26 protein-coding genes are annotated in these 26,119 nt (G+C 39.4%); 5 read left to right on the forward strand and 21 right to left on the reverse strand.

The window, feature by feature from the left end:
- Nucleotides 1–327: 327 nt before the first annotated feature.
- The 10 genes from EKM78_RS08505 to EKM78_RS08550 form a co-directional block, all read right to left on the reverse strand.
- On the reverse strand, nucleotides 328–1,311 hold the full coding sequence (locus EKM78_RS08505; protein ID WP_125771300.1) for a ribose-phosphate diphosphokinase: 984 nt from the start codon (nucleotides 1,309–1,311) through the stop codon (nucleotides 328–330).
- A gap of 14 nt (nucleotides 1,312–1,325) precedes the next feature.
- A complete protein-coding gene (gene glmU / locus EKM78_RS08510; RefSeq protein ID WP_125771302.1) occupies nucleotides 1,326–2,714 on the reverse strand; it encodes a bifunctional UDP-N-acetylglucosamine diphosphorylase/glucosamine-1-phosphate N-acetyltransferase GlmU in 1,389 nt (462 codons plus the stop codon).
- A gap of 72 nt (nucleotides 2,715–2,786) precedes the next feature.
- Nucleotides 2,787–3,629 (reverse strand): pur operon repressor, encoded by an 843-nt coding sequence (gene purR / locus EKM78_RS08515; protein WP_125771304.1) that lies wholly within the window; start codon nucleotides 3,627–3,629, stop codon nucleotides 2,787–2,789.
- 311 nt (nucleotides 3,630–3,940) lie between these two features.
- Entirely contained in the window at nucleotides 3,941–4,216 is a 276-nt protein-coding gene (locus EKM78_RS08520) for a Veg family protein (RefSeq protein ID WP_125771306.1), read from the reverse strand.
- 80 nt (nucleotides 4,217–4,296) lie between these two features.
- Nucleotides 4,297–5,187: a 16S rRNA (adenine(1518)-N(6)/adenine(1519)-N(6))-dimethyltransferase RsmA gene (gene rsmA, locus EKM78_RS08525; RefSeq protein ID WP_125771308.1), complete on the reverse strand. Its 891-nt coding sequence runs from the start codon at nucleotides 5,185–5,187 to the stop codon at nucleotides 4,297–4,299.
- Nucleotides 5,174–5,749 carry a ribonuclease M5 gene (gene rnmV, locus EKM78_RS08530; protein WP_125771310.1) on the reverse strand — a complete coding sequence of 192 codons (576 nt, stop codon included), beginning with the start codon at nucleotides 5,747–5,749 and terminating at the stop codon, nucleotides 5,174–5,176. Before rnmV ends, rsmA begins: the two co-directional genes overlap by 14 nt.
- A 1-nt stretch (nucleotide 5,750) precedes the next feature.
- Nucleotides 5,751–6,515, reverse strand: a complete 765-nt coding sequence (locus EKM78_RS08535) for a TatD family hydrolase (protein ID WP_125771312.1) — start codon at nucleotides 6,513–6,515, stop codon at nucleotides 5,751–5,753.
- Nucleotides 6,515–8,536 carry a methionine--tRNA ligase gene (gene metG / locus EKM78_RS08540; RefSeq protein ID WP_125771314.1) on the reverse strand — a complete coding sequence of 674 codons (2,022 nt, stop codon included), beginning with the start codon at nucleotides 8,534–8,536 and terminating at the stop codon, nucleotides 6,515–6,517. Before metG ends, EKM78_RS08535 begins: the two co-directional genes overlap by 1 nt.
- Nucleotides 8,537–8,595: 59 nt before the next feature.
- A complete protein-coding gene (locus EKM78_RS08545; protein WP_164507270.1) occupies nucleotides 8,596–9,297 on the reverse strand; it encodes an NAD-dependent protein deacylase in 702 nt (233 codons plus the stop codon).
- 24 nt (nucleotides 9,298–9,321) lie between these two features.
- Nucleotides 9,322–10,278, reverse strand: coding sequence for a hypothetical protein (locus tag EKM78_RS08550; protein ID WP_125771318.1), 957 nt, complete (start codon nucleotides 10,276–10,278; stop codon nucleotides 9,322–9,324).
- 38 nt (nucleotides 10,279–10,316) lie between these two features.
- Here EKM78_RS08550 and EKM78_RS08555 point away from each other — a divergent pair, with 38 nt between their 5' ends.
- Entirely contained in the window at nucleotides 10,317–10,826 is a 510-nt protein-coding gene (locus EKM78_RS08555) for a YbhB/YbcL family Raf kinase inhibitor-like protein (RefSeq protein WP_125771321.1), read from the forward strand.
- Here EKM78_RS08555 and EKM78_RS08560 read toward each other — a convergent pair.
- The 3 genes from EKM78_RS08560 to EKM78_RS08570 form a co-directional block, all read right to left on the reverse strand.
- Nucleotides 10,823–11,743 carry a Ppx/GppA phosphatase family protein gene (locus EKM78_RS08560; RefSeq protein WP_125771323.1) on the reverse strand — a complete coding sequence of 307 codons (921 nt, stop codon included), beginning with the start codon at nucleotides 11,741–11,743 and terminating at the stop codon, nucleotides 10,823–10,825. The two genes, EKM78_RS08555 and EKM78_RS08560, sit on opposite strands and share 4 nt — an antisense overlap.
- A gap of 71 nt (nucleotides 11,744–11,814) precedes the next feature.
- Nucleotides 11,815–12,588 (reverse strand): ABC transporter permease, encoded by a 774-nt coding sequence (locus EKM78_RS08565; RefSeq protein ID WP_125771325.1) that lies wholly within the window; start codon nucleotides 12,586–12,588, stop codon nucleotides 11,815–11,817.
- Nucleotides 12,581–13,228, reverse strand: a complete 648-nt coding sequence (locus tag EKM78_RS08570; protein ID WP_125771327.1) for an ABC transporter ATP-binding protein — start codon at nucleotides 13,226–13,228, stop codon at nucleotides 12,581–12,583. The genes EKM78_RS08565 and EKM78_RS08570 overlap by 8 nt, the downstream gene beginning before the upstream one ends.
- A 565-nt stretch (nucleotides 13,229–13,793) precedes the next feature.
- Here EKM78_RS08570 and EKM78_RS08575 point away from each other — a divergent pair.
- Nucleotides 13,794–14,612, forward strand: a complete 819-nt coding sequence (locus EKM78_RS08575) for a 2-keto-4-pentenoate hydratase (protein WP_125771329.1) — start codon at nucleotides 13,794–13,796, stop codon at nucleotides 14,610–14,612.
- A 274-nt stretch (nucleotides 14,613–14,886) separates the two neighbouring features.
- On the forward strand, nucleotides 14,887–15,057 hold the full coding sequence (locus EKM78_RS12710) for a hypothetical protein (RefSeq protein ID WP_164507267.1): 171 nt from the start codon (nucleotides 14,887–14,889) through the stop codon (nucleotides 15,055–15,057).
- A 165-nt stretch (nucleotides 15,058–15,222) separates the two neighbouring features.
- Here the strand turns inward: EKM78_RS12710 and EKM78_RS12715 are convergent, their stop codons facing one another.
- The 5 genes from EKM78_RS12715 to trpS form a co-directional block, all read right to left on the reverse strand.
- The gene (locus tag EKM78_RS12715) at nucleotides 15,223–15,375 is read right to left on the reverse strand and encodes a hypothetical protein (RefSeq protein ID WP_164507268.1); all 153 of its coding nucleotides are present in this window, start codon (nucleotides 15,373–15,375) and stop codon (nucleotides 15,223–15,225) included.
- A gap of 135 nt (nucleotides 15,376–15,510) precedes the next feature.
- Nucleotides 15,511–16,230: a DUF4811 domain-containing protein gene (locus EKM78_RS08580; protein WP_125771331.1), complete on the reverse strand. Its 720-nt coding sequence runs from the start codon at nucleotides 16,228–16,230 to the stop codon at nucleotides 15,511–15,513.
- Between the two features lie 2 nt (nucleotides 16,231–16,232).
- The gene (locus EKM78_RS08585) at nucleotides 16,233–17,684 is read right to left on the reverse strand and encodes an MDR family MFS transporter (RefSeq protein WP_125771347.1); all 1,452 of its coding nucleotides are present in this window, start codon (nucleotides 17,682–17,684) and stop codon (nucleotides 16,233–16,235) included.
- A 91-nt stretch (nucleotides 17,685–17,775) separates the two neighbouring features.
- Nucleotides 17,776–18,213 (reverse strand): MarR family winged helix-turn-helix transcriptional regulator, encoded by a 438-nt coding sequence (locus EKM78_RS08590; protein ID WP_125771333.1) that lies wholly within the window; start codon nucleotides 18,211–18,213, stop codon nucleotides 17,776–17,778.
- Between the two features lie 437 nt (nucleotides 18,214–18,650).
- Entirely contained in the window at nucleotides 18,651–19,673 is a 1,023-nt protein-coding gene (gene trpS, locus EKM78_RS08595; RefSeq protein WP_125771335.1) for a tryptophan--tRNA ligase, read from the reverse strand.
- 289 nt (nucleotides 19,674–19,962) lie between these two features.
- Here trpS and helD point away from each other — a divergent pair, with 289 nt between their 5' ends.
- Entirely contained in the window at nucleotides 19,963–22,239 is a 2,277-nt protein-coding gene (gene helD, locus EKM78_RS08600) for an RNA polymerase recycling motor HelD (RefSeq protein ID WP_125771337.1), read from the forward strand.
- A 485-nt stretch (nucleotides 22,240–22,724) separates the two neighbouring features.
- On the opposite strand, the gene EKM78_RS08605 is transcribed toward helD, so the two are convergent.
- Nucleotides 22,725–23,873, reverse strand: a complete 1,149-nt coding sequence (locus tag EKM78_RS08605; protein WP_125771339.1) for a SufD family Fe-S cluster assembly protein — start codon at nucleotides 23,871–23,873, stop codon at nucleotides 22,725–22,727.
- A gap of 59 nt (nucleotides 23,874–23,932) precedes the next feature.
- On the opposite strand from EKM78_RS08605, the gene moaC reads away from it, so the two are divergent.
- The gene (gene moaC / locus EKM78_RS08610; RefSeq protein ID WP_125771341.1) at nucleotides 23,933–24,424 is read left to right on the forward strand and encodes a cyclic pyranopterin monophosphate synthase MoaC; all 492 of its coding nucleotides are present in this window, start codon (nucleotides 23,933–23,935) and stop codon (nucleotides 24,422–24,424) included.
- Here moaC and EKM78_RS08615 read toward each other — a convergent pair.
- Together EKM78_RS08615 and moaA are read right to left on the reverse strand one after the other, a co-directional pair.
- Nucleotides 24,421–24,756, reverse strand: coding sequence for a metal-sulfur cluster assembly factor (locus EKM78_RS08615; RefSeq protein WP_125771343.1), 336 nt, complete (start codon nucleotides 24,754–24,756; stop codon nucleotides 24,421–24,423). The genes moaC and EKM78_RS08615 overlap by 4 nt on opposite strands.
- Nucleotides 24,757–24,758: 2 nt before the next feature.
- On the reverse strand, nucleotides 24,759–25,757 hold the full coding sequence (gene moaA / locus EKM78_RS08620; RefSeq protein WP_125771345.1) for a GTP 3',8-cyclase MoaA: 999 nt from the start codon (nucleotides 25,755–25,757) through the stop codon (nucleotides 24,759–24,761).
- Nucleotides 25,758–26,119: the final 362 nt, after the last annotated feature.

A 26,119-nucleotide genomic window follows, 5' to 3' on the forward strand; every position in this document is an offset into this window, starting at 1 on the left:
TTGTATACGGAAGGACTAATTTTATCAACTTTTTTAAAAAGTGTAGACTAGTCTTTTTGGAATCAACAGGCAACCTAAATCTTGATGAATTTCTTGATGGCTAACCAAAGTACAACAAGAACCGGTTTACCGCTTAGTGAAAGACCCAGCTTTGAGATGTCCGAAGCGGTTTTCTTCGGATAGCTCAAAGTGGCGTCCATGGCGTTCCACGGCGCAATCCCTGGAACCCCCACAGGACCGGCAATGAACCTCCCCCCAACCTATAACCTCAAAAAAAACTCCAAACAAAAAAAGCTTTAAGATCAAAAAGACCTCAAAGCTTAAACTCTACTTCTTATTACTTCTTTGAAAACGATTAGTAAACAATGGACTAACCGGTTCATTATTATGAATACGTTGAATAGCATCACCGATAAGTGGACCAACCGAAACTTGGACCATACGATCGATAACCTTCTCTTGAGGAAGATTGATCGAGTCAGTAACGATCAACTTCTTAATTGGTGAAGCTTCAATTCTTTCGATAGCAGGACCAGAAAGAATTGGATGGGTACAACTAGCATAAACTTCAGTAGCACCGGCATCGATCAATGCTTGTGAGGCTAAAGTAATTGTTCCGGCTGTATCGATCATATCATCAATAATAATGGCACGTTTACCTTTAACATTACCAATGATATTCATAACTTCAGCAACGTTAGCACGTGGACGTCGCTTGTCGATAATAGCGATTGGCGATTTCAAGAATTCGGCCAATTTTCTAGCACGTGTAACACCACCGTGGTCTGGTGAGACTACAACAGCATCTTCTTCAAGATGGTTTGACAAGAAATAGTCAGCCAATAATGGAGCACCCATCAAATGGTCAACTGGGATGTCGAAAAATCCTTGGATCTGTGCAGCATGCAAGTCTAGCGCAAGAACACGATTGACCCCAGCACGTTGTAGCATATTAGCTACTAACTTAGCTGTAATAGGTTCACGTGATCTTGATTTACGATCTTGTCTAGCATAACCATAGTAAGGAATAACTACACTGATGAAATGAGCTGAAGCACGTTTGAGCGCATCAACCATGATCAAAAGTTCCATCAAGTTATCGTTAACTGGTGCTGATGTTGATTGAATCAAGAAAACATCTGATCCACGAATACTCTCTTCGATGTTGATTTGAATTTCACCATCACTAAAACGTGTAACGGATGATTTTCCTAAAGGAATACCAACTTCTTTAGCAATCTTTTCTGCTAAAGGTTTGTTTGAATTTAAAGCAAAAATTTTGAGCGGACGTTCATTATCTTTATATGCCATTAATCTCTCACCTTTTATTTCCATTCTTCACTTTTTGATAGTGGTAGTTTGTCCCAATAATCTTCTTTATTGGTTTGTCTAGGACGTGCGATCGCCATAGCGTGCTTTGGAATATCTTTGTTGACCGTTGATCCAGCAGCAATGAATGAATGATCTGCCATATCGACTGGGGCCACGATATTCGAATTTGAGCCAATGAAGGAATGATCTCCAATGTTACTGTGGAATTTTTTAACACCATCATAATTAACGAAGACAACTCCACAGCCAACATTAATGTCAGTACCTAGTGTAGCATCACCAACGTATGACAAATGACCGACCTTAGTACGATCACCGATCGTAGCATTCTTAACTTCACAGAAATTACCAATGTGTACTTCTTTACCAATATCAGCTTTTGGACGTAGATGTGAGTTAGGTCCGATATTGCTGCCTTGACGCATAATAGCATCTTCGATGGTTGAACTAATAACCGTCACACCGTCTTCGATCGTAGCATTATTCAAGCGTGAACCTAGACCGATCAGACAGTCTGAGCCAATTTTAGTATTACCAAAAATTTTCACGTTAGGTTCGATCGTAGTATCGTTGCCGATTTGAACATCAACGTCGATATAAGTATTCTCTGGGTCAACGATCGTTACGCCATCGCGCATATGTGCTTCATTAATACGCTTTTGCATTAACTTCTCGGCTTGTGACAAAGCAACACGATCATTAACGCCGATCGATTCACTTAAATCGTCCATCTGATAGGCAACGATCTTTTCACCTTGCGATTTCAAAATCGAAACTACATCTGGTAAGTAGTATTCACCTTGAGCATTATCGTTGTTAACAGAGTGCAAATTTTCAAAGAGCATTTCGTTATCAAAACAATAAACACCAGTGTTTACTTCTTGAATAGCTCGTTCTTCATCTGTTGCATCCTTTTGTTCAACCACTTTAGAAACGTTACCCTTTTGATCACGAATAATTCTTCCATAACTAAATGGGTCGTCAGCATGGGCTGTCAAGATAGTAACAGCAGCATTTTGTTCTTCATGGTAGTCGAACATCTTTTGGAAAGTATCTGCAGTCAACAAAGGTGTATCTCCACTAACAACAAGCGTCATACCTTCTTTGCCACCAAGATCTTTCTCAGCTTGGAGTACAGCGTGTGCTGTACCTAATTGTTCTTCTTGTAAAGCATATTTAGTACGGTCACCGAGAAGTTCTTTAACTTTCTCAGCCCCATTTCCGATAACAGTTTCGATCAAGTCTGGTTTGACCTTTTCTACTTGTGTAACGACATGGTCGACCATAGCCTTTCCGGCAACTGGTTGAAGTACTTTATAAAGTTTTGACTTCATTCTTGTACCCATACCAGCAGCTAGGATTATTACATAGCGATTAGACATTGGAAACTTCCTTTCAGTCAGACAAATATATATATATAATAGCATTTTTAGAGGCAATGCCTCAATCTACTTTTACTCGAAGTAACTGAAATCAGTCTTATCTAAATAATCACCATTAATGATATTAATAATTTTGTTTTCTTGATCGATGTCTTTGACTTTAAAAATCGACGTAACATCAGAATCGCGAATTTCTGGATCGATCAAAGCATTTTCCGCAAATACTGTTACACCAACAAAAATAGCATTAAATTCATTGATCAAGCTGCGCATACCATTAATAGTTCCGCCGCCCTTCATGAAATCATCGACTACTAATACTCGTGAACCTTCTGCCAATGAACGCTTGGAAAGTTCCATCTTTTCAATACGATCTGATGAACCAGAAGCATAGTTAACACTGATCGTTGATCCTTCGGTGATCTTTGAATCACGACGAACGATAACGAACGGAATGTTTAAAAAGCTTGCCACACTCTGGGCGATCGGGATCCCCTTGGTAGCGACAGTCATGACTACATCGATCGAACTTTGTGAATATTGAGTCGCGATCATCCGACCGATAGTTCTCAACAAACTTGGCTCAGCTAATAAGTCAGTTAAATAAACATAGCCGCCTGGCAAGATCCGGTCTGGTTCAGTAAGGCGTTGTTTGACGTTGTCAATAAATTCAACAGCCTCTTTCTTAGAAATACCTGGAGTAAAGATCACTCCACCGCCGGCGCCCGGTAATGTCTCAAGTACACCTGTTCCACGGATCATAAAGGTCCTACGTAAGATACCTAAGTCTTCTGAGATCGATGACTTGGCCGATTCATAGCGGTCAGCAAAAAATGCTAAAGAAATCAGTGTGTGGGGTCTCTCTAACAAGTAACGCGTCATATCTATTAATCGTTCACTTCTTCGTGTTTTCATAGCTCATTCTCCTAAAAACATATCATGCATAAAATTATAAAGTATTTTTCCCAACAATTCACTCATTTTCCGCTTTTTCATTAATGATTTCAAGCTTTTTCTAGTTTTTTTAGTGGTTTTAATTCGTGTTTTGAGTTTTTCAGGAGGATCATTTCCGGTTGCTAGATAGTTTTAGAAATTGTGACTGCAGCTGCTTTAGTCGTTAAGTGGTAAGACAAAATAAGAGAGCAGAGGCCGCTGTCGCCTGGAGCTCATTTCACCGCAAAATAAAAAACCACATCATTTGATGTGGTTTTTGCTAAGAAGCTCAACTATTCGGCGTCTGCTTCTTCCTCGTTTGCGTCTTCTACATCACTGTCGAATGTGATGTCGATCGACTTTGTTAATAGGTCAGCATAGCTGTATGATACTCGTTCGAATGAGTTCTCATTTTGGTCTAAGTTGACTACAAATACTGAATGGAATGTTTCTGATAACGTTCCTCGACGACGAATAACTTTCTTACGTCCCGCTTGTGCAACTACCGTCAAGTTTTCCCCTAGATGTTGGTCCAAGTTTGACTTGATTGTTTGTAATGACGTTGGCATATAATAATCACTCCTTAGGCATGAAATTATATCACGTTTATGACTTTTTTTCAAGAATGTTACAAATTTGTAAACGTTTTTTATTTTTTGAAAGTTGCTTGTAATTCTGTGGCCATTTTCTTGAACTGTTCGATCGATAGTTGCTCTGCTCGAGCGTTGTCTTCGATGCCACAGTCAGTAAATACTTGCTTCAATTTGGCACGTGTATCGTCATTACGACCTTGCCAGTTCAACAAATTATTCATCAAGCTCTTACGCTTTTGGGCAAACGCAGAGCGGATCAATTTGTTGAAGTATTTTAAATCTGTGATCCCTTCGTTTTCGTGGTCCAATCTTTCCAATACGACAACGGCTGAATCAACTTTTGGCCGTGGAATGAAAGAGTTCTTGCCAACGATCCGGTCGATCCTAGTTGCCATTCGTGTTTGCACGCCGATGGTCAAGGAGCCGTATTCACGATGACCGGGTTTAGCTGTGATCCTTTGTGCAACTTCTTTTTGCATCATTAGGACTAATGCTTTGAATGGATAATCACTATTGATCAGATTGAGCATGATCGGTGTCGTTATGTAGTACGGCAAGTTGGCTACAACCTTGATCGTCTTACCTTCTAAGTCATGATCCTTGACGAACTTATCGAGATCAACGTCTAAAATATCTTGATTGATAACGTCAATATTATCGTAATAACTCAAAGTATCGTGCAACACGGGAATAAGATTTTCATCGATTTCAAACGCATAAACGTGCTCTGCTACTTGGGCTAATTTTTCAGTCAAGGCACCGATACCAGGTCCGATCTCAATAGCGATCTCGTCTGGTTGCAGTTGACTAGCATCAACGATGTCATCAAGGACCTTCTCGCTAGTTAAAAAGTTCTGTCCCAAGCTCTTCTTCGCACGGAGCTTATATTTACGCATGATGTCATTGGTCCGGATCGGATCAGAAATGCTTAATCTATTTTGTGTCATTGGATTTTCCTTTATCAAAATTATTTACAACTTGACGTAATACTAACGGATCGATTTGAAACATGTTCAAGCGGTTCAGAAATTGCTTTGCATTAGTATAGCCTATTTTCAATTGCTGGCCGACGTACTCGCGGCGTATCTTAGAGTCAACGTCACCGATCAATCTCAAATCAACCATGTCGCCTTGGTCATATTTTTGAAAATTAATGTCATTCATCGAGTAGACTGACTCAAGTGCTTTCTTAATATCAGCATCGCTAGCATGTTCGATACCTAAACTGCCATCGCTTTTCTTAGGAACAGCAGAAGCTCTAGGTAAAAAAGCTTGCTTGGCAGCTGGCACGACTTGTTGGATGATTGTTCGTAAACGATTGCCATTGAAATCTGGGTCAGTAAAAATAATGACTCCGCGTTTATCTTGAGCCACTTTGATACGATCTTTCGTCTCTCCACTCAACGCCGAGCCATTAGTTTCAATCGTATCGACATCCCCGAGACAGTCGCGTAAACGACTAGTATCTGATTTTCCTTCGACTACGATTATTTCTTGTATTTTCTTCATATTAATTTAGTTTGTACACTTTTCTCGCATTATTAAATGTATGTTCCGCAACTTCATTCGGCGAGATATCTTTCAGTTTAGCGATCGCATCGACCACATACCTTGTGTAAGCTGGTTGATTTTGATGACCACGATAAGGTTCTGGTGTTAAATATGGTGCATCTGTTTCAACAAGCAAACGATCAAGTGGTGTATTGATCGCTGATTCATGAACTTCCGGAGCATTTTTAAATGATACTACTCCACTATAAGAGATTTGCAAACCTAAATCCAAAAATTTGTTCAACCAGTTAATATCGCCATTAAAGCTGTGCATGATGATGCCACTTTTAGACATATCATGATCTTTTAAGATCTGATACATATCGTCAAAGGCATCACGACAATGGATCGAGACTGGCATGTCGTATTGTTGGGCCACATCTAGTTGTTTGATCAAAGTAGCTTTTTGAATCTCAGGAGCTGGATCTTCTTCCCAATGATAGTCCAGACCGATCTCACCGATTGCCACTACTTCAGGCAATTTGATCTGATTGACCAATTGCTCCTCGTTGTACTCCTTGGCAAACTCTGGATGCCACCCCACGACTGCGTGTAGAGGTTCAAAGTTTTGGGCTAATCGGATCGCTTCGATATTGAATTCCTCATTCGAACCGATAATAGCCATTTCATCAACGTCGAGTTCCTTGGCGTTAGCGATGTACTCTTTAGTCTTACCTTGAAAAGCTTCATCATTTAAATGCGTGTGCGAATCAAAAATTTTCATTATCCTAAGATAGCTCCATTTTTGTGTGAATTGTCAACGATGGCAAGTTTAACTTCGTCACCTTTTTCCGTGGATAGTAACATGCCGTTGCTCCATTCGCCGACCATCTTCCGAGGCTTCAAGTTAACTACGGCCAAAATCTTCTTACCGATCAATTCCTTATAATCAGGATAGTATTTGTGCATCCCTGAAAGAATCTGACGGTCGATACCGGTACCATCATCAAGCTTGAATTGTAACAATTTGTCAGAATTTTCAACTGGTTTAACATCAAGAACTTCCGTTACGACCATTTTCACTTTCGCAAAATCGTCGAATTCGATCTCTTTTGGAAAACCATCATCGTTGTCTTTTTGTTCCTTGGCCTTAGCTTGAGCAGACTTACTCAATTTACCATTGCCGTTCTTAGCTTGTTCTTCTGCCATTTTGCCTTTGATATAAGCAACTTCTTCATCAGCATCAAGACGTGGGAAGATCGGTTTAGGATCACTAGTTACAGTTGTACCAACAGAAGTATCGCCAAACTCTAATTTAGTGTCCTTATCAATATCTAAGCCTAATTGGGCAAAGATCTTCTTAGGTGATTGTGTCATGACTGGGCTGATCATCAAAGCAATCAAGCGCAATGATTCAACTAAATGACCTAGTACGGCAGCAAGCTCTGTCTTAGCTTCAGGATCTTTAGCTAAAACCCATGGTTTCGTTTCATCGATGTACTTGTTAGCACGACTAATAAATGACCAAACGCTAGCTAAAGCTTCTGGGAATTCGAATTTGTCCATGTGTTGACGATATTCTTTGATGGCTTCTTTGGAAGCATCGATCAATGATTGATCAAAGTCAGTTACATTCTCAACTGTCGTAACTTTGCCACCTTCATATTTGTTGACCATGGAAATAGTTCTATTCAACAAGTTTCCTAGATCATTAGCTAAGTCATAGTTGATCTTATCGACGTAATCTTCCGGAGTGAAGACACCATCATTACCGAATGGCATGGCACGCATTAAGTAATAACGTAATGAATCAAGACCATAACGTTCAACTAACATTTCAGGATAGACGACGTTACCTTTAGATTTAGACATCTTACCGTCTTTCATCAATAACCAACCGTGTCCAAATACTTGCTTAGGTAAATCGATACCTAGAGCCATCAAGATGATTGGCCAATAAATCGTATGGAATCTAACGATTTCTTTACCAACGAACTGAACATTAGCTGGCCAGTAACGTTTGAACAATGCATCATCATCAGTACCATATCCTAGAGCAGTGATATAGTTCAATAAAGCATCGACCCAAACGTAAACAACGTGTTTTGGATCATCAGGGATAGGAACACCCCAGTTAAATGAAGTTCTGGACATAGCCAAGTCTTCAAGTCCTGGTTTAATGAAGTTATTGATCATTTCGTTCTTACGGATCTCAGGTTCAATGAATGTTGGATTGTCTTCATAATACTTCAACAATCTATCAGCATATTTACCCATTTTGAAAAAGTATGAAGGTTCTTTAACTAATTGCACTTCATGACCAGATGGAGCTTTACCACCGATGACCTTGCCATCTTTATCGCGATATACCTCTGCCAATTGTGATTCTGTAAAATACTCTTCATCGTCGACTGAATACCAACCAGTGTATTCACCTAAATAAACGTCTCCTTGCTTGATCAGACGTTCAACAATATTTTGAACTGCTTTAACGTGATAATCGTCAGTTGTTCGAATAAATTTGTCATTTGAGATCTCAAGTAATTTCCAAAGATCTTTGATCTTTGCTGCCATCATATCCACATATTCTTGAGGTTTCATGTGGTTGGCTTCGGCTTTTTCCTCGATCTTCAAACCGTGTTCGTCGGTACCTGTTAAGAAAAATACGTCGTATCCTTCAGCACGCTTGTATCGTGCCAATGTATCGGCAGCGATAGTTGTATATGAGTTACCAATTGTTAATTTACCGGATGGGTAATAAATTGGCGTCGTGATGTAAAACGTTTGTTTGTCTCCATTAGTCATGTAGAGAGCCTCCACTAATCAAATTGATTTCAATTATATCATTTTTAAATGTTAATTCTTTAAAGTTGGTCAAAAACATTTGCGGCGTCATCGGTGATCGCTAGGATCGAAGAATCTAGTCCTAGATTCTCTTTATTGATCGCTACTAATTTGGCACTAGGACTTCTATATTCTAATAGTCCAGCAAATGGATAAACCTTAAAACTCGTTCCGACCACAATGATCAAGTCAGCGTCAGAAACAGCGGTGATCGCATTTTGCAAATTATTAGGATCAATCCCTTCACCATACAAAACCGTTGTACCAGGACGAATGATCCCGTCATCTTCATGATGACGATAGTCTTTGATGTAACGCTTGTAATCAAATTCTTTGCCACACTTTAAGCAATGAATATTGTCGTATAAGTTGCCGTGAAACTCAACAACATGTTTAGCCCCAGCTTTGGTGTGCAATTTATCAACATTTTGCGTCACGATGATGCCTTTATCATTACTGATCTGAGCCATTTTCTTATGGATAACGTTGGGCTCAGCTTCTGGGAAATACATATTTTCAACGACAAATTCATGAAAAATGTCAGGGTGCTTGATCAAATTGTCGTGGCTCAACATGTATTCTGGAGGAAAATCATATTTCTCTTTCTTATAAAGACCGTTCTTAGAACGATAATCCGGAATACCTGATGGTGTCGAAACGCCCGCACCGGTTAAAAATGCGATGTAATGTGCCTTGTCAATTAGTTCCTTTAATTCTTCAATCTTCTCTGTCATGAAATCCATCCCCTATCTAATTAAGTAATCGATATTGTTGGCTTCAAAAGTCTCTTCCACTGATTGTTGGTAAAATTCTTTATAAAATTCAGGGTTGACTTTATTGACGTCAAATCCTAATGCTGCAACACTTTGACCATCATTGATCGCAATCAATGGGAAAGCGTCTTCTCGAGTGTCGCGCATCTTAAATCCTGAATGTTTGATCTGATAAACTTGATTCAAGCTCAAGCGCAGTTGATGCTTGGAAACTATTGGTGTGATCGATAGAAATTCGTGGTAGTTCATACTTTCGTAACCACTGGAAATGATCAAATCGTTATATGCGTCCAATATATTAACTAACGCTCTCCGGAATTGGAAAGGAACAGTTAGATCATTCTTATCAGCAATGTTAACGGCCTTATCGACAAAACGGAAAGCATCAGTATAATTGTGTTTCCATTCGGCATCGCCACGTTTCTTTCCGAAAATAACAGCATCAAACAAGATCAAAGCTCTAAAGAAAGTCATGTTGGCAGCATCGATCTGTACGCTAGGGTTCAATGTCTTCTCGATCCCAGCTAAATATGCTTCTTTAGTCGCAGCATCGAAGCTTCCATCTTCAAGTTGTTTTTCGATGATCTTCGAATGTTCAAGCGTTTCAAAAATAGAATTTGCTGTGGAAAGGACCCGACCGTCGAGATCATTTTGACCACTGGTTACGGCAGTGTAGATCTTAGGTTGATCCGAAATCTCCAATTGAATATGGTAGAGTTCGTGCAACAAGACGAAGTTGGCAAATTTCTCATTGGTGATCTCGACCTTGATGGTATCTTCATCACTCGTATGGCTAGCTTGATCTAAAGTTAAAATACTTTGCTCTTCAAAGTCGCTATATACTTCAACTTTCTTGTCACTAGTTTGTTCAATTTGCTTGATTTGTTTTACAATATTATCAGATAAATCATTAATATTTATTCGTTCCATTTTATTACCTCTCAAATCTATTTACAAAGGAGATCCCTATGAAAGTTAACGTATCACTTACCAATAATTTACTGCCTGATAAGTATGGTAAATACGCCACAGGTGATCAAATTAAAAACGGGAAACCAATAATTAGTTTCCCTGTTGAATTTTCCGAAATTCCTGACGGTACGAAGTCGTTAGCATTCACGTTCACTGATCCTGATTCGATCCCAGTTTGTGGTTTCGAATGGATCCACTGGACGGCTGCTAATATTCCCGTTTCACAATTAAGTCTACCAGAAAACTTCAGTCATGGTGACTCAGGTGCTGTCGTTCAAGGAAAAAATAGTTCAGCTAGCCCACTTTTAAACAATAACGATCCTGATTTGATGGTCGGCTACAACGGCCCTTATCCACCTGATCAAACGCACGATTATGTCTTAAAGGCTTATGCTTTAGACACTGAACTAGATATTGCACAGGGATTTTGGATGAATGAACTACTTCATAAAATGAATGGTCATATTTTAGGTCAAGCCAAAATGATCATCCCTAGCCGTGCTTAATCCTTATTTCTAGCAGCTTTATAAAAATAATTAAAAACATAACCTTCTCTAACGCCAAAATTCGAGAAACGAATTTCCTTAGAGGGGGTTTTTTTAATAATTTCTGACAAGATCAAAATACCGCCAAGAATGACCTCAAAACGGCCATCACTGAGTTCCTTGATCTGACTTCTCTCATCATTATTAACGTGCAAAAGGCGTTCAAATAATTGATCAACTTGTTGACAAGAGATCACTGAATTATGAAGCGTCTTCTTCCGTTTTCCTTCACGATTTAAAATACTTGCTAAAGCTCTCATTGTCCCACCAAGACCTACGAATGTAGCTGGTGACTTCATCCAGGTCAAACTGTCGAGGTGTTCATTGATCGCCTTACGCGCCTTGGTGATCTCGCTATCTTTGATAGGATCACTCGTTAAATAAACATCGGAGATCGAAATGGCCCCGATCGGAATACTTAATCCTTGTTTCAAACGTCCCTTTTTAGCGAGACTAATTTCACTACTACCGCCACCAACGTCGACTATTAAAGCATCTTTGATGCGCATGGTGTTGCGGACCGCTACGTAATCGTAATATGCTTCTTCTTTCTCATCGATGACCTCAAGTCTGAGGCCAGTTTCCTTCAAGACTGCAAAAATCAATTGTGATTGATTCTTGGCCAGTCGAACAGCTGCAGTAGCAATCAAACTGATTCGATCTACTTCGTATTTTTCAATTCTATTTTGAAATTCTTTTAGAACATCAATTGTTTCTTCTATTTGTTCATTTGTCAAAAGTCGACTTTGAGCGATCGATTTACCTAATCTGACTGGCTCTCGCCAACGGTCAAGTGTCTTAAATCGATTCTTTTTTGAAGAGCGATAAACTGATGTTCTAATGGAGTTAGATCCAATTTCAATGACTGCTAACTTCACATTACATCACATCCTATTAAGGACAATTATATAAAAAAAATAGCCCACATAGTAGGCTATTTTTAGTAAAGTTAAGAAAATAGTTCATCATTAAGTTGTTTTTGTTCATTATAAAACTGCTTGTAAGCTAGGTAGCACGCGATAATTGAACCCAAACTAGTACTTCCTAATAACATAAAACAAATCATAATTTGGTATTTAATGGCTTTGACAGGATCGACTCCCGCAAAGATCAAACCGGACATCATTCCTGGCAAACTAACTAATCCCATCGTCTTGATCGAATCAACAGTTGGTTGCACGCCACTCTTGATACTTTCGCGTAAAATATCTGACGAGGCTAATTTAATATCTGCACCCAAAGCTAATTTCTCCAAAACTTGTTGGTGACGATCAGCGAATGTTTGCTTCATATTGCGATAGCACAACCCGATAGCCACCATGATATTACTAGCAACCATTCCCGTAAATGGCACGATCTGTGCTGGGATAAATTTGATCGATCCAGTCAAGACTAAGATCGTAACCGTCAAAACAGTATCCACAGCAATCGCAAAAAGTGAAATCGGAATAGCTTTAGGGATACCTTTGCCACGTTTTCCAGCATTCCAACCAGCATTAATGACGATAATGGCAAAACAAGCTAACGTCAACCAAATATCATCAGCCTTGATAACGAACTTCAAAATATAACCAACGATCGACAATTGAATAATAGCTCGGATCACACCAACGATAATATCCTTGTTAAAATTCAGTTTCTCTTTATAGCCGATCCCTAACGCCAAAATAACCAAAATAAAAGCTAAAACTAAAGTTGTATTAGAAACTGTTAAATCAGACATTTTTAATCTCCCCACTTTCGATCGTAACAGTGTGACTTGATGCATCGATCTCGGATTCATCATGAGTCACCCGCAAAACCGTAACGCCACGTTTCTCATTAAAACGGTCGATCAAATCATGCACGATAGCCTTATTATCAGCATCTAATCCCGTTGTAACCTCATCGGTGATCAATACCTCTGGCGGAAAAATCAAATTACGCAACAAAGCGATCCGTTGCTTTTCACCACCAGAAACATCGTTTACACTCTTATCGATATAAGACTCATCCAAATTGACCATCTCTAAATACTTCGTCACTAACGACTGATCAAATTCCTTGTCCCGGACCAAAAATGGAAACTCCAAATTCTCACGGACCGTTTTACCAAATAAAGTTGGCTGTTGAAAGGCATAAGAAACCTTCTGTCGATAAAGCGTCGGTTCATAACTACTCAAATGTTGACCGTTGAACAAAACTTCCCCAGAAGTAGCAGTAATCATCGAAGCAATGATCCGCATCAAAGTACTCTTACCCGAACCTGAAGGACCTTGAAAAGTTAAATAAGTCCCTCTGGGAATGTCCAAATTGATATTCTTAAGGATGTCCTGACCATCTACCGAATAATTCAAACGTTTAATCTCAATCACATTATCCAATATTTCACCCCACAATAAAAAAATTATATTAACAAAATTTTAGCTTTTTTTACTACTAATAGCCAGAAAAGAAGGTACAATTTAAAATTAGATTTTCTAATATTTTTTTAATTTAATGCTTGACAACTGCCAAATTTAGGACTAAATTACAAGCAATCATTAATTTAATAAAAAACGTTCAGCAGGAAACGAGTTGACCTAGTAGTTTCAGAAAGTTGTCGGTCGATGCGAGACAATAACCAAACGTCAAACTCAATCCCCTGCCAGTTGCGATTCAAAAGAGTCCACTCAAGTAGAAGTCGCTGGTTGCACCCATTAACGTGCCGACAAATTGGCAACAGTTTGTTCAAGGTAACATTAGCAATGATGTTATAAATAAAAGGTGGTAACACGCGCAAAACGTCCTTTGATGACTAAGTCATAGTCATCATTGGGCGTTTTTTTATTAAATTAAAAAATCAAAACAAAGTGAGGTGGTTCCCTATGGAAAGCAATATTAGTGGCATTAAAAACGACAGTCAGATTCAGATTAAAAAATTAAACAAATTCTATGGAGGAATCACTCATGACACAAAATACAACCGTAACCGAAAACAAAACAACTCTAACAAATAACCAAAAGGCCTTCGCCAACGCCCTATCAACAGCGTTGAGCAACCGCAAACCACTAACAGAAGCAGATTGGAGCAACAACGCAACCAACGAAAAAGAAGCCTATCAAGTCCAAGATCAATTCACCAGACTAAAACCAGGAAAAGTAGGCGGCTACAAAGTATCCCTAACCAGCAAAGAAACCCAAGACATGTTCGACTCAACCGAACCTCTATACGGAGCCGAAATGCAAGACCGTTTTTTAAGAGCCCCGGCCACAGTCAACCTAGACGACTTAATGGAACCTTTGGTAGAAGTAGAAATGTGCTTTAGAGCCAAAGAAGACTTAACACCAAACGACACCCTAGAAGACCTAATGAACAAAACAACCGTAGCTCCAGCCCTAGAAGTACCCGATTCCAGATTCAAAGACTGGTTCCCAAGCCTCTCCAAATACATGGTAATGTCAGACGGAGCAGTCAGTGGCCTAGTAGTCTACGGCGAAGAATTCGACACCAACAAATTCCAAGACGTAGAAGCCTTAGAAAGAGTAAATGCCACACTTTACCACAACGACAAAGAACTAAAGTCCGGCAAATCATCAGAAGTACTAGGCAATCCACTAAAATCCTTGCAATGGCTAGTAAATAAACTAGACGAACAAGGCAAGCAATTGCTAAAAGATCAAAGAGTATCATCAGGAACATTCGTCCTACCACCATCACTAGAAAAAGGCACATGGCGTGCCAGCTTTGACAACGGCTTAGGAAACGTCGACCTCAAAGTAAATTAGAAACAACAATGTATCAAATTTTCAGTTCTGTCATAAAATCCAAAAATACAATCCTTCAAAAATAAAAATATATACCATTACATCACCGAAAATCGGTGAAAAAAAATCCTTCAAAAAAATAAACAGAAGCGGTGCTCCAAACAAAAAAGTTTGAGCACCGTTTTTTTATACACTAACACCGCGGGTGTGGAGGAAACGACACAAGAGCCAGAGAAAAAATACCGAAAAATCAACACACCAAAATAAAAGAACAAGGCAAGAGCACGAGGAACGAGTGCGCGAGCAAGAAACGAAAGTAAAAGAAGAAAAAAGGTATTTAACCTTATCTAAGCAACCAAGAAAAGAAGAAAGCAACAGCAATGTAAGTCAGGAAACAAGAATGAGCAGAGCAAAGTCCCGCGAACCGAGAAAAGAGTCAGTATTCAAAACAGAGTATATACCTTAACAAGAAAAGGAAGATCTTACTCCCACCAGAATAGATGAAGCCTGAAATAGACATGTGAGAAATAGGACGCGCAAACAGTGCCAACTTGATCAAAATAAATCGGTAAATCTCAATCCAAGGGGGATTATGTCTCCATCTAGACGGAGGGGCCCGGGGATACAGACCTCAGTGGTGAAATTTCTCTTGGTGACGAAGGAACCTAGAGAAAGGTGCAGTTTTGAAACAAGCGAGCGCCCTTTGCTCGATTGGTTCAAAATGTGCCCACCACGTTCCAGCGTCTGTATCCCCGGGCCCCGGAGTCGGCATTGAACGTAGCAAAAAACAACTACCTCCACACCCCACCACCAAACAAACTAACAGACCACCAGCAAAATAAAACGCTTCTGTCTGCCACAGCTCTCTTACATCTATATACAAAAATGCTCCGATCCCAAAAGAATCGAAGCAAAAACACTATTTCAAATTACCAACCAACTTCTTAACAGCAGAAGCCTGATACTCAGCCTGAGCTTGCTTAACAACATCAGCCCGCTCAGTCTCACTCATAGAAGGATCCTCAGCCATCTTCTTAGCAACAGCCGACTCAACATACTCAGTCCCTTCAGACTTCATCTGAGCCTGAACATCCTTATCCTTCAGCAACTTATCAAGCTTATTAGCCTGAGTAGTACTCAAGACCATCCAATCAGATCCGATCTCAAAAGTATTAGACTGCTTAACAAACTCATGACCATTACCAGACAAATTAAACAAGAAAGAATAAAAACCATTCTTATACTCCCAACGAGTAGTCTTTTGTCTGATCTTAGCATTATCAAAGTTACCTTGTTTTACCTTATTAGAAACATTGATATCGGCCTTAGTAGTATTAGGTTTCTTAGCCTTAGCCGTATCCGGAGTCCGGTAAACGTAAACTTTCTCACTACCAGTACCTAATTTCTTATAAAGCAACAAATTAGAACCTTTTTTAACAGTTTGAATGGCGATGTTTTTATTCGTCGTAACTTTCTCCATTCCAAAGTGTCCATACTCATTACCGACCAGCAAGCCGATCGAAATGAGGAATAAAGCGATAAAAACTGACATAAGTGAATAACCAACACGCTTGTTCTTTAAGAAGACCGCAAAGAAATATGCAATTCCTGCAGAAATAAGTATTGTGATTTGAATCATAATTATTCACCCGCCTTTTCTGCTGCAGCTTTTTCAACTTTATTAGTTGTATCAACTGACTTAGATTTGGCACCATCTTTAACCATAAATGTGATTCCAAAAGCGATCACACAGAACAAAATTGCGACCATGAAGGCAGCATGATAACCAGTCAAAGTAGCACTTAAATAATTATCTTGATATTTAAGTGGTGCTTCATGAAGCATTGCTTTACCTGGTTTAACTGTGTTCGTAACATTAGTTAACACACTGACCAAGATAGCAGTACCCATTGAACTAAATACTTGTCTAACCGTATTATTTACCGCAGTACCGTGACTCATCAAGTCGAATGGTAATGCATTCATACCATCTGTGGTAACAGGCATCAAGACCATAGAAATACCAAACATCCGAATAGCGTAAAGAATAACGATATCAAGCGTTGGCGTAGATTTAGTCAAGAACAAGAATGGGATCGTACCGGCAGTCAATAAGAACATACCCATACGAGCCAAGTCTTTTGGACCGAACTTATCAAAAGCACGTCCAGTGATCGGTGACATAATACCGATCAAGAAAGCACCAGGAAGTAGTGTTAATCCTGAATGGAAAGCTGACATCCCTTTAACAATTTGTAGATATAGTGGCAAGATCATTTCGACACCAATCATAGCCATATTTACAGTTGATGAAAGAGCTGCAGCGATACTGAATTTTTTAACTCCAAAGACACGTAATTCCAAGAAAGGCGTATCCATGTGTAGTTGATGATGACCAAACCAGATGATCAAAAGTAAACCACCAATGATGGTACTTAAAACGATCGGTGAACCCCAGCCTTCATCACCAACAGATGAGAATCCGTAAAGTAAAGCACCGAATCCTAAGGTTGAAAGCAATAATGAAGGAATATCTAGTTTAGTTTTTCTCGTTTTGATAACAGGACGCATGAAGAACATTGCAAAGATCAAAACAAAGATGACGATCGGAATGATCATTCCGAAAAGATCACGCCATGAATAATGGTCGATGATGAATCCTGACAAAGTTGGTCCAATAGCTGGAGCCAACCCAATTACTAAACCACCAAGTCCCATGGCAGTACCACGTTGGTTAGCTGGGAATATTGATAGCATGACCAACTGCATTAGTGGCATTGTAATACCAACACCGACCGCTTGGACGAGACGACCGATCAAGATCGTCGCAAAGTTAGGTGCAATGAAAGCCAAAATCGTTCCGACTAAGAAAGTCGACATGGCGAACAAATATAATGATTTTGTACTGTAATTAGTACTTAACCAAGCTGTAACGGGGATCATGATACCGTTGACCATCAAAAATCCGGTTGTTAGCCATTGAACAGCTGAAGTTGAGACATTAAATGTACTCATTAATGTAGGAAAGGCTGTAGTCAAAATAGTTCCGTTTAGCACAGTACAGAAAGTACCGACTAACAAAACAAGAACCATTAGATTACGGTTGAAGGGTTTCCCATTGATATCTAAATGTTGTTTACTATTCACGATAGCAATTACCTCTTCTCAATTATTTAAATTACCCTTACTTATTTTGGATATTTAGTTCATCAAAATTATCAAACACACGGTGCAAAATATTATCGAGCTTTTTTTGATCAGTCGCTGAAATATTATCAAAAAGCTTATCAGTTACTTCCTTGTCGGCTTTTTTTATCAGCGCCAAGAATTCCTCACCTTTAGGAGTTAGTTGGACTAGCTTCTTGCGATGATTAGTCGGATGAACTTTTCTGGTAGCAAATTCCGCTTGCTCCAGTCGTTTGAGAGAGCGAGCAATGCTTGCTCCATCAAACAATGTAACTTCACCGATCTTTTCTTGACTAAAGCCGGGATGATTACCGATAAATACCATTAAAACACCGTCAACTGGGTTAAGATCTTGTTCTTTTAAGATCGAGTTGAGGGTGCGCTTTTTAGTCATTAAATAACGAACTGAAAATCCTGTTAATATTGTATAATCCAAAATATTATCTCCAAATAAAAATTATTTCATTTTATAGAGCCAGAGATGATATTAAGGCTTATTGTTGAGAAAATCAAGAGTTATGTTTATGAAACTGTTTTCTTTGTGGGAGAAGGTATTTAGATAGTGGTTTATTGCCGATTCTGAGGGGTTCCGGGAATTACGACCGCGGCTTCCTTAATGTCGGTGGCAAAGCCACCACCAAGAACCAGTTGCGCAAGTGCGTTAGCACATACGTTCCACTATTTCATGGCTGACGGTCGAATTCCCTCCACCCCTCATAACCTAAGTTGGTCGTATCTTCTCTTTTTGGGTTTGGGGTGGTGGTCTTATTGCTTATCAAATGTAACTCGTTTCAAAAAAAACAGACTTAGACACCTGTAAAAAAAATGACGGTCAATCCTCAAACGGATTTGATCGTCATTTTTTGTATATAATTACTTCTTGTCAAAGTAGTTAACGCCAATAGCGTCTCTAACTTCTTTTAATGTTTGATTAGCTACTTCATTTGCCTTTTGACTGCCATTTTCTAGCATTTCATAGACTGCAGGAATATCTTTTTCATATTCAGCTCTTCTATTTCTGATCGGTTCGAGGATCGCTTGAAGAACATCGTTTAAGTAACGTTTTACTTTGACATCACCTAAACCGCCGGCTTGATATTGTTGTTTCAATTCTTCAACCTTGGCTTTGTCTTCAGCAAATGCGTCTAAGTATGTAAAGACCGTGTTCCCTTCGATCTTACCTGGATCTTCTACGTGCACGTGATCTGGGTCTGTATACATTGACATGACTTTCTTAGTAACTTCGTCGGCTGTATCTGATAAGTAGATGCAGTTACCCAGTGACTTACTCATCTTGGCATTCCCATCGATTCCGGGCAGTCTTCCTTGGCCTTTTGGTGGAAAGACTCCTTCTGGTTCGACTAAAACATCCCTGTCATAAGTTCTATTGAATGTTCTAACGATCTCGCGGCATTGTTCGATCATTGGTTCTTGATCATCACCAACGGGCACTGTATCAGCTTTAAATGCCGTAATGTCGGCTGCTTGGCTGACTGGGTATGTTAAAAAGCCAGCTGGGATACTTTGACCGAATTGCTTTTGTTGGATCTCTGATTTAACTGTTGGATTTCTTTCCAAACGTGAAACAGAAACTAAATCCAAATAGTACATAGTTAATTCATTTAAAGCCGGGATCTGTGATTGTACTAAAATGTTAGTTTTAGCAGGGTCGATCCCAACTGATAGGTAGTCTAATGCTACTTGGATCAAACTATTTCTTACCTTTTCCGGATTTCTAGCATTATCAGTTAAAGCTTGCATGTCGGCAATCATAATAAACATTTTGTACTTGCCTTCATTTTGTAGTTGAACTCGGTTCTTCAATGAGCCGAGATAATGTCCAATATGTAGTTTTCCTGTAGGTCTATCACCGGTTAAAATTGTATTTGTTGCCATAATTATTCCTCCTCGTACATCATCAAAAAAAGCGCCCTATTGTATTATCAATAGGACGCTTCTACGTGGTACCACCTGTTTTGTAGAATTAATTTCTACCACTTAAGGTTATAAGGTGACCACCCATTATCCATTTCCTGATCCAAGGTCGGTAGTTTTTCCAGACTAGAAACTACTCTCTGATTCAACTTACTTGAATTAGTACTCAAAAATGACCATGATTTAATGTACTTTAATTTCGATATAATCATAAGGAATTTAAAGAAGATTGTCAATTCGAGGTAAATTTATGACCACAAAAGACAGCAAGGAACAGGAACAATTACGCGTCGATAAAGTAGCTAATATTATCGACGATAAAATTGAAAAAGTCACAAATGACTTAGCTAAAGCTCACTCCGAAACGGGAAATATCGAGCGCAACTACGGTGAAAATACCAAGGTTAATACTTTTGAAGTTGATGACAAAATGGAAACCAACGCTTCCGTTCAACAACAAAAGCAATTAGTCTATTTAGCCGTTGAAAATGAGAATATTTTAAAAGGTAATCTGCAAAAATTAGATAACCTAAAAGGTTCGCCATACTTTGGTCGGATCGACATCGTTGAAGATGGCGAGAAGGATACCTTATACATTGGTACTTCAACTTTGCAAAATGATGACGGCGACTTTTTGATCTATGACTGGCGAGCACCGATATCCGGGATCTATTACAATGGAACTCTTGGAAAAGTTAGCTACCCAACTCCTACAGGAACTGCGGAAGTTGACTTGAAACGAAAGCGCCAATTTCAAATCGTCAACAATCAAATCAAGAACATGTTCGACACAAACGAGACCGTGGGCGATGATATTCTCCAATCTGTTTTGTCAGAATATAGCGATGAATATTTGAAGAATATCGTGGCCACGATCCAGCATGAACAAAATACCATCATTCGTGACGTCCACTCAGATGTCTTGTTAGTTCAAGGGGTTGCTGGCTCAGGTAAAACTTCAGCTATCTTACAGCGAGTCGCCTTTTTGCTATATCATAGTCGATCAAGTTTGAACGCTGATCAAATTATCTTGTTTTCGCCTAACAAGCTCTTCAGTAATTACATTTCTGAAGTCCTACCTAGTTTAGGTGAACGAAACATGCGCCAAGTTACTCTTAACGAATTCATATCACTGCGTCTGACCGGTATCCAAGTTGAGACCTTATTCGATCGTTACGAAAAAGACGAACGCAATCTCCCTCAAGATATGGTCGACATTCGACTTTATAAAGAAAGTGCCGACTTCTTGAATGATTTGGAAAAATTAGAAAATGAGCACAAAGACCATCTACTTTATTTTGAAGATATCATTTTTGAAGGACGTCCTTTCTTTACCAAAGATGAAATTTCTAAAATATATCAATCTCAAAACAAGGCCTACAGCATACCTGACCGCTTTTTAAAGACAAAGAATGCCTTGATCAAAAAGCTGCAAAAACGTATTCACGAAGACCGTGATGATGATTGGGTCCAAGCTGAGATCGATAACCTATCCGACGAAGATTTCCAACAAATCATTACCGATCACAAGATCGAAGAATCGACTAACCAACGATCGATCATCGCCGAAGAATTTTTAAAAGATCGCTATGCGCCAATTTACAATGCCTTGATTAATAATTATTTCTTTGATCCATACAAAGAATATTTATTCTTACTCAGTCACTTAAAACAAAATATCGTCGACCAAAAGATCTGGGAAACCATGATCGAGTCGATCGACCACAACGTCGAAGCTCATAAGTTAAGCTTAAGCGACTCAGTTGCCATCTTGTATCTTCGCGACTACATTACAGACTCAGGGATCAATTCGTCGATCCAGCATATCTTCATTGATGAAGTCCAAGATTACACCATGGCCCAACTCAAATACATCGAACACGCCTTCCCAATGGCCAAAATGACCTTATTAGGCGATCGTTCTCAAGATGTATTGACTAGCTCCTACCGCCAAAAAGATTTAGTCACCGAAGTATCAGAACTTTTCGGTAAAAAGCACCTAACAACCATCACGTTGAATCAGAGTTATCGTTCAACCGCCGAAATCACTAACTTTGCAAGTCAGCTTTTACCGAAAACTGAAAAGATCAAAGCTTTTTCCAGAAGTGGTGAAAAGCCAACCGTCAAAGTCTTCGATAACGAGCATTATTTTGCCGGCTTAAAAGCTTGCGCTCGCGATCTAAACAAACGCTTTGAAACCGTCGCAATCTTAACAAGAAACCAAGCTCAAGCTGAACAAGTATACGCTCACTACGGCGACGAAGCATTAGTCACACTAGTTGACGCCGATTTTCGTTCCGTACCAAAAGGCATCATAGTCCTGCCGATCTACTTAGCCAAAGGCTTAGAATTTGACGCCGTCATAGCCCACAACGTCTCAGCCACCAATTACCCTGACAACCGAAGCAGCGACACACTATACACAATCTGCACCAGAGCCATGCACGAATTAGTACTCTGCGCAAACACAACAATCTCACCATTAATCAAAACAGGCGTAGATTCATCATTAGTCGTAATGGATTAAAACACAGAGAGCGGAGAGGCACGGTCAGCTGCTGAGGATTTAAACACAGAGAGCGCAGCGAGGTTGGTCAGCTGCTGAGGATTAACGCGTATAGTCGCACAAGGTGCTGCGAAGCAGTGCCGCGACTATATGTGTTAACCGGAGGCCGCTACCTCGCGGAGCTCGTTTCAACATCCTTCCGGATAAAACAGAAAACCACTATCCAAACCGCTGCAAGTTTAGCTAGATAAAATGGATAGCACTATCTTAATTCTTATTATCTTGTGCTTGCTGACAGTTTCTAAACCGTGGAATTCTATCTCCTAGGAGCGCTTTTCAATATCCTTTAGTATAAACAAAAAAAAGTACTATCCAATCCACCGCAAGTTTAGTAATCAAAAATATCAAGCACCATTAAATACCAACTTTTATCAGCATTTACAATCCAAATCCAAACCCCAAAAGGAGTGATCAGAACAAAACCTGATCACTCCTTTTAAGTTAAACTATTCCAAACCATCCAAAACATCTTGATAAGTATCTTCCTTCTGATACTCATTAACCCGTTCTAAAAACAAATCATTTAACATCTTATCGCCTAAAATGTCTGTCCGATTTACATTTTTTCCATCGGTAACACCTTGAACGATCTCCCCTTTCCCAGATACAAGCTCAGAAGCATAATTCTGAACCTCATCTTTTTGAACAGTATTAATTCGAGCTCTAACGTTTTTAAGCTCTTCACCATCAATTGTCTGAACAATATTATTTTGGGCGAGATCCTTATAATCAAGCGTAGTTTCCAAATTGTAAATTTGTTCTGACTGAGTTTGCAAACCATTGAACGTAATGTTAATTTTAGCAGTTTTATGAGCTTGCTTGGCAACTATTTGTTCCATCGTCGAGCCTTGGTTTTTTGAAACGATATTGAGCAAAACTTTGGCATCCCGTGAAGCTTGAGTGTGCCTTCTGATCGTTGCCGGTGTCTTTGGGCCTAATGACTCAATGGCGGTCAATTGAACCGAACTCTTCGGTCGAGCCAAAGTTTCAACGATCAAATCAAGCGGATCCGTTTGCTCCCCGATCGTCTTCAAGCGTTGAACGACCTTAACACTGCTACCTTCGTCAGCGTAGATAAACAAATGCGTGACTAAAGGTTGGTCGTTAATGCTGTCTTGAAGCATATTCAAATAAACCGTATCTTTCAATTCATAATTTTTAGGCACGTATAAAAATAATCCACTATTCAACAAAGCCATATGTGCAGCACTATTTTTATCTTGAGCCTGAGGTAAAAGCTTTTTCAAAAAGTAACCTTCAACTAAACGAGGATGTTGGCGAAAAGCTGTGAAAATATCCGTCAAGATCACACCATTATCTTCATCGTCTTCATCCAAAGTATTCTCCAAAGTCGACTGCCCGATCTGATAGACCCCAACCGAGTCCTCATCGACTTTTGCAGCGTTCAGTAGCTCTTTGGTCAATTTAACCTTATTAGGAGCCTGCAGTAACAACGGCGTAAATTGCTCATCTTGTAAAAAGTCTGGCGCACTTTCAATTTCTTTCAAAGCGTCCAAACGGCGTTTAACTAACCAATGAGGTTCACCGTGTTCGTTAGCAAAAGTTTCTAGTTCAGCTGAAATTTCATTCGACATTTTTATTCTTCCTTTTTGCTTTGTTATAATGGGGTCATCAATTCTAAGAAAGCGGTTGAATTATGGATAAACTTACACACTTTAATGATCAAAATCGTTCAAAAATGGTCGACGTAACTAATAAACAAGTTACTTCAAGAACGGCTATCGCCACAGGTCAGATCAAGATGCATCCGGAAACTTTGCAACGGATCCACGAGGGGAAGATCAAAAAAGGCGACGTGTTAGCAGTTGCCCAAGTCGCCGGAATAATGGCTGCAAAACAAACTAGTTCCTTGATCCCCATGTGTCACTTGATCCCACTGACTGGAGTCGACATTCATTTTGAAGATGATAACGAGTCGATCATCACCTGTTCTGCCCAAGTCAAAACTAAGCACGTAACAGGTGTTGAGATCGAAGGCTTGCTTGCTGTGCAGACCGCTTTATTAACGATCTACGATATGTGCAAAGCTATCGACCGAGGAATGATCATCAATGACGTTCACCTAGTTGAAAAAATGGGAGGTAAAAGTGGCCACTTCGTTTTCGATGAAAAAGAAAATGGCTAACCGTGGATCCCAAGACTAATTTTCCCAAAACGACTGATCATGGATGGATTCCATGCCGGCTGCCAGACTAAATTGATCTGACAATTTTCGATACCCTCAACTGATTCAGCAGCTTCAGTAATTTGCTCTGCCAACAAGTTGCTCAAGGGGCATCCCATAGTTGTTAAAGTCATTGTGATCAGGCAGTCTTTTTCTTTGACCACAACGTCATAGATCAAGCCCAAATTGACCAGATCGATCCCTAACTCCGGATCAATAACAGCTTCTAAAGAATTCATAACATCATTTTCAATTGGTGAAAATTCTTCACCTTGACCTAAAACTTCTTCCATGATTACCCTCCGATTTGACTCATATGTCTCCAAGTAGGAGCTTTATCAATGATCCGATCCGTTTCTGACATTGCCATTTCATGATTGAGTGGCTTATTATCCAAGGATCTTTGGATCAAGGCTCTAAATTTCTTCTCATCCGGAATAGCTTCACGAATATTGATCTCCTCGTTCCAATACAAACAAGCTTTCACATAACCATCAGCTGTGATCCGAAGTCGATTGCAGTTTTCACAAAACTTAGCACTGATAGGATGGATCAAGCCAAAACTTCCAACGTATCCTTTAATTTGGTAATTGTCGGAAGGACCATTACCACGCAATTCAATTGGCGTATATTCCAGACCATTTTCCTTACAAATATCAAAAACATTATCCAAGCCCACGTATTCTTTTTTCCAAGTCTTCAAAGAATTACCGATCGGCATAAATTCAATAAAACGAACATTAACATCGTTTTCTTTAGTAAAATTCAAAAACTCCAAAATCTCATCATCATTTTGACCCTTGATCAAAACAGTATTCAGCTTAATCTTCCGAAATCCCAACTTAGCAGCAACTTTGATCCCATCCAAAACTTGCTCAATATTACCGCCACGAGTAATCTCTTTGTAACGTTCAGGATCAAAAGTATCCAAACTAATATTAAGACGATCAAGCCCAGCTTCCTTCAAAGCTGCGGCTTTTTTTGCTAAAAACAAGCCATTTGTAGTAATAGAAATATCATCGATCCCCTCAATATCATTGATCCGACGAACAATATCTACCACATCAGTCCGCAAAAGAGGTTCGCCCCCAGTAATACGGACTTTACTAATTCCCATATTGGCAAAATTTTGAATCAGTTGAACGATCTCATCTTGAGACAAAACTTGGTCAGTAGGGAAAAAAGGCAATCCTTCTTTGGGCATGCAGTAAACACAGCGTAAGTTGCATCGATCGGTGATCGATAATCTGATGTAATCGTGTAGACGATCGTATTGATCATATAGTTTATCCATAATAATAAGCCCCCAGAAGAATTATTTGACTTAATTATGTCATAGAGTGAAAACGATTTTAATTCGGGAATTGCCTAATTTTTTTCTGTGATCGGTTAGATATTTTATAGATGCTTTATAGATGTAAGAGGAAAAAAGCAGACAGAACGGTTGGTTGATTTGAATGGTGGTGGATGTGATGGTTGTTGGTTAGATGATTGTTGTTTTGGATGGAGGTAATAGTTTGGTTGGAGGTTGCTATACGGCTCCGGGGCCCGGGGATACAGCCACTGGAACGCTGCCGACTGCTACAATTTTTTTAACCGGACAGATGAAAAACAATAATCAGTCCGGGAGACGATAACAATGAGTAGGAAAAATAA

Source organism: Companilactobacillus furfuricola (assembly GCF_003946325.1).
Lineage (GTDB): Bacteria > Bacillota > Bacilli > Lactobacillales > Lactobacillaceae > Companilactobacillus > Companilactobacillus furfuricola.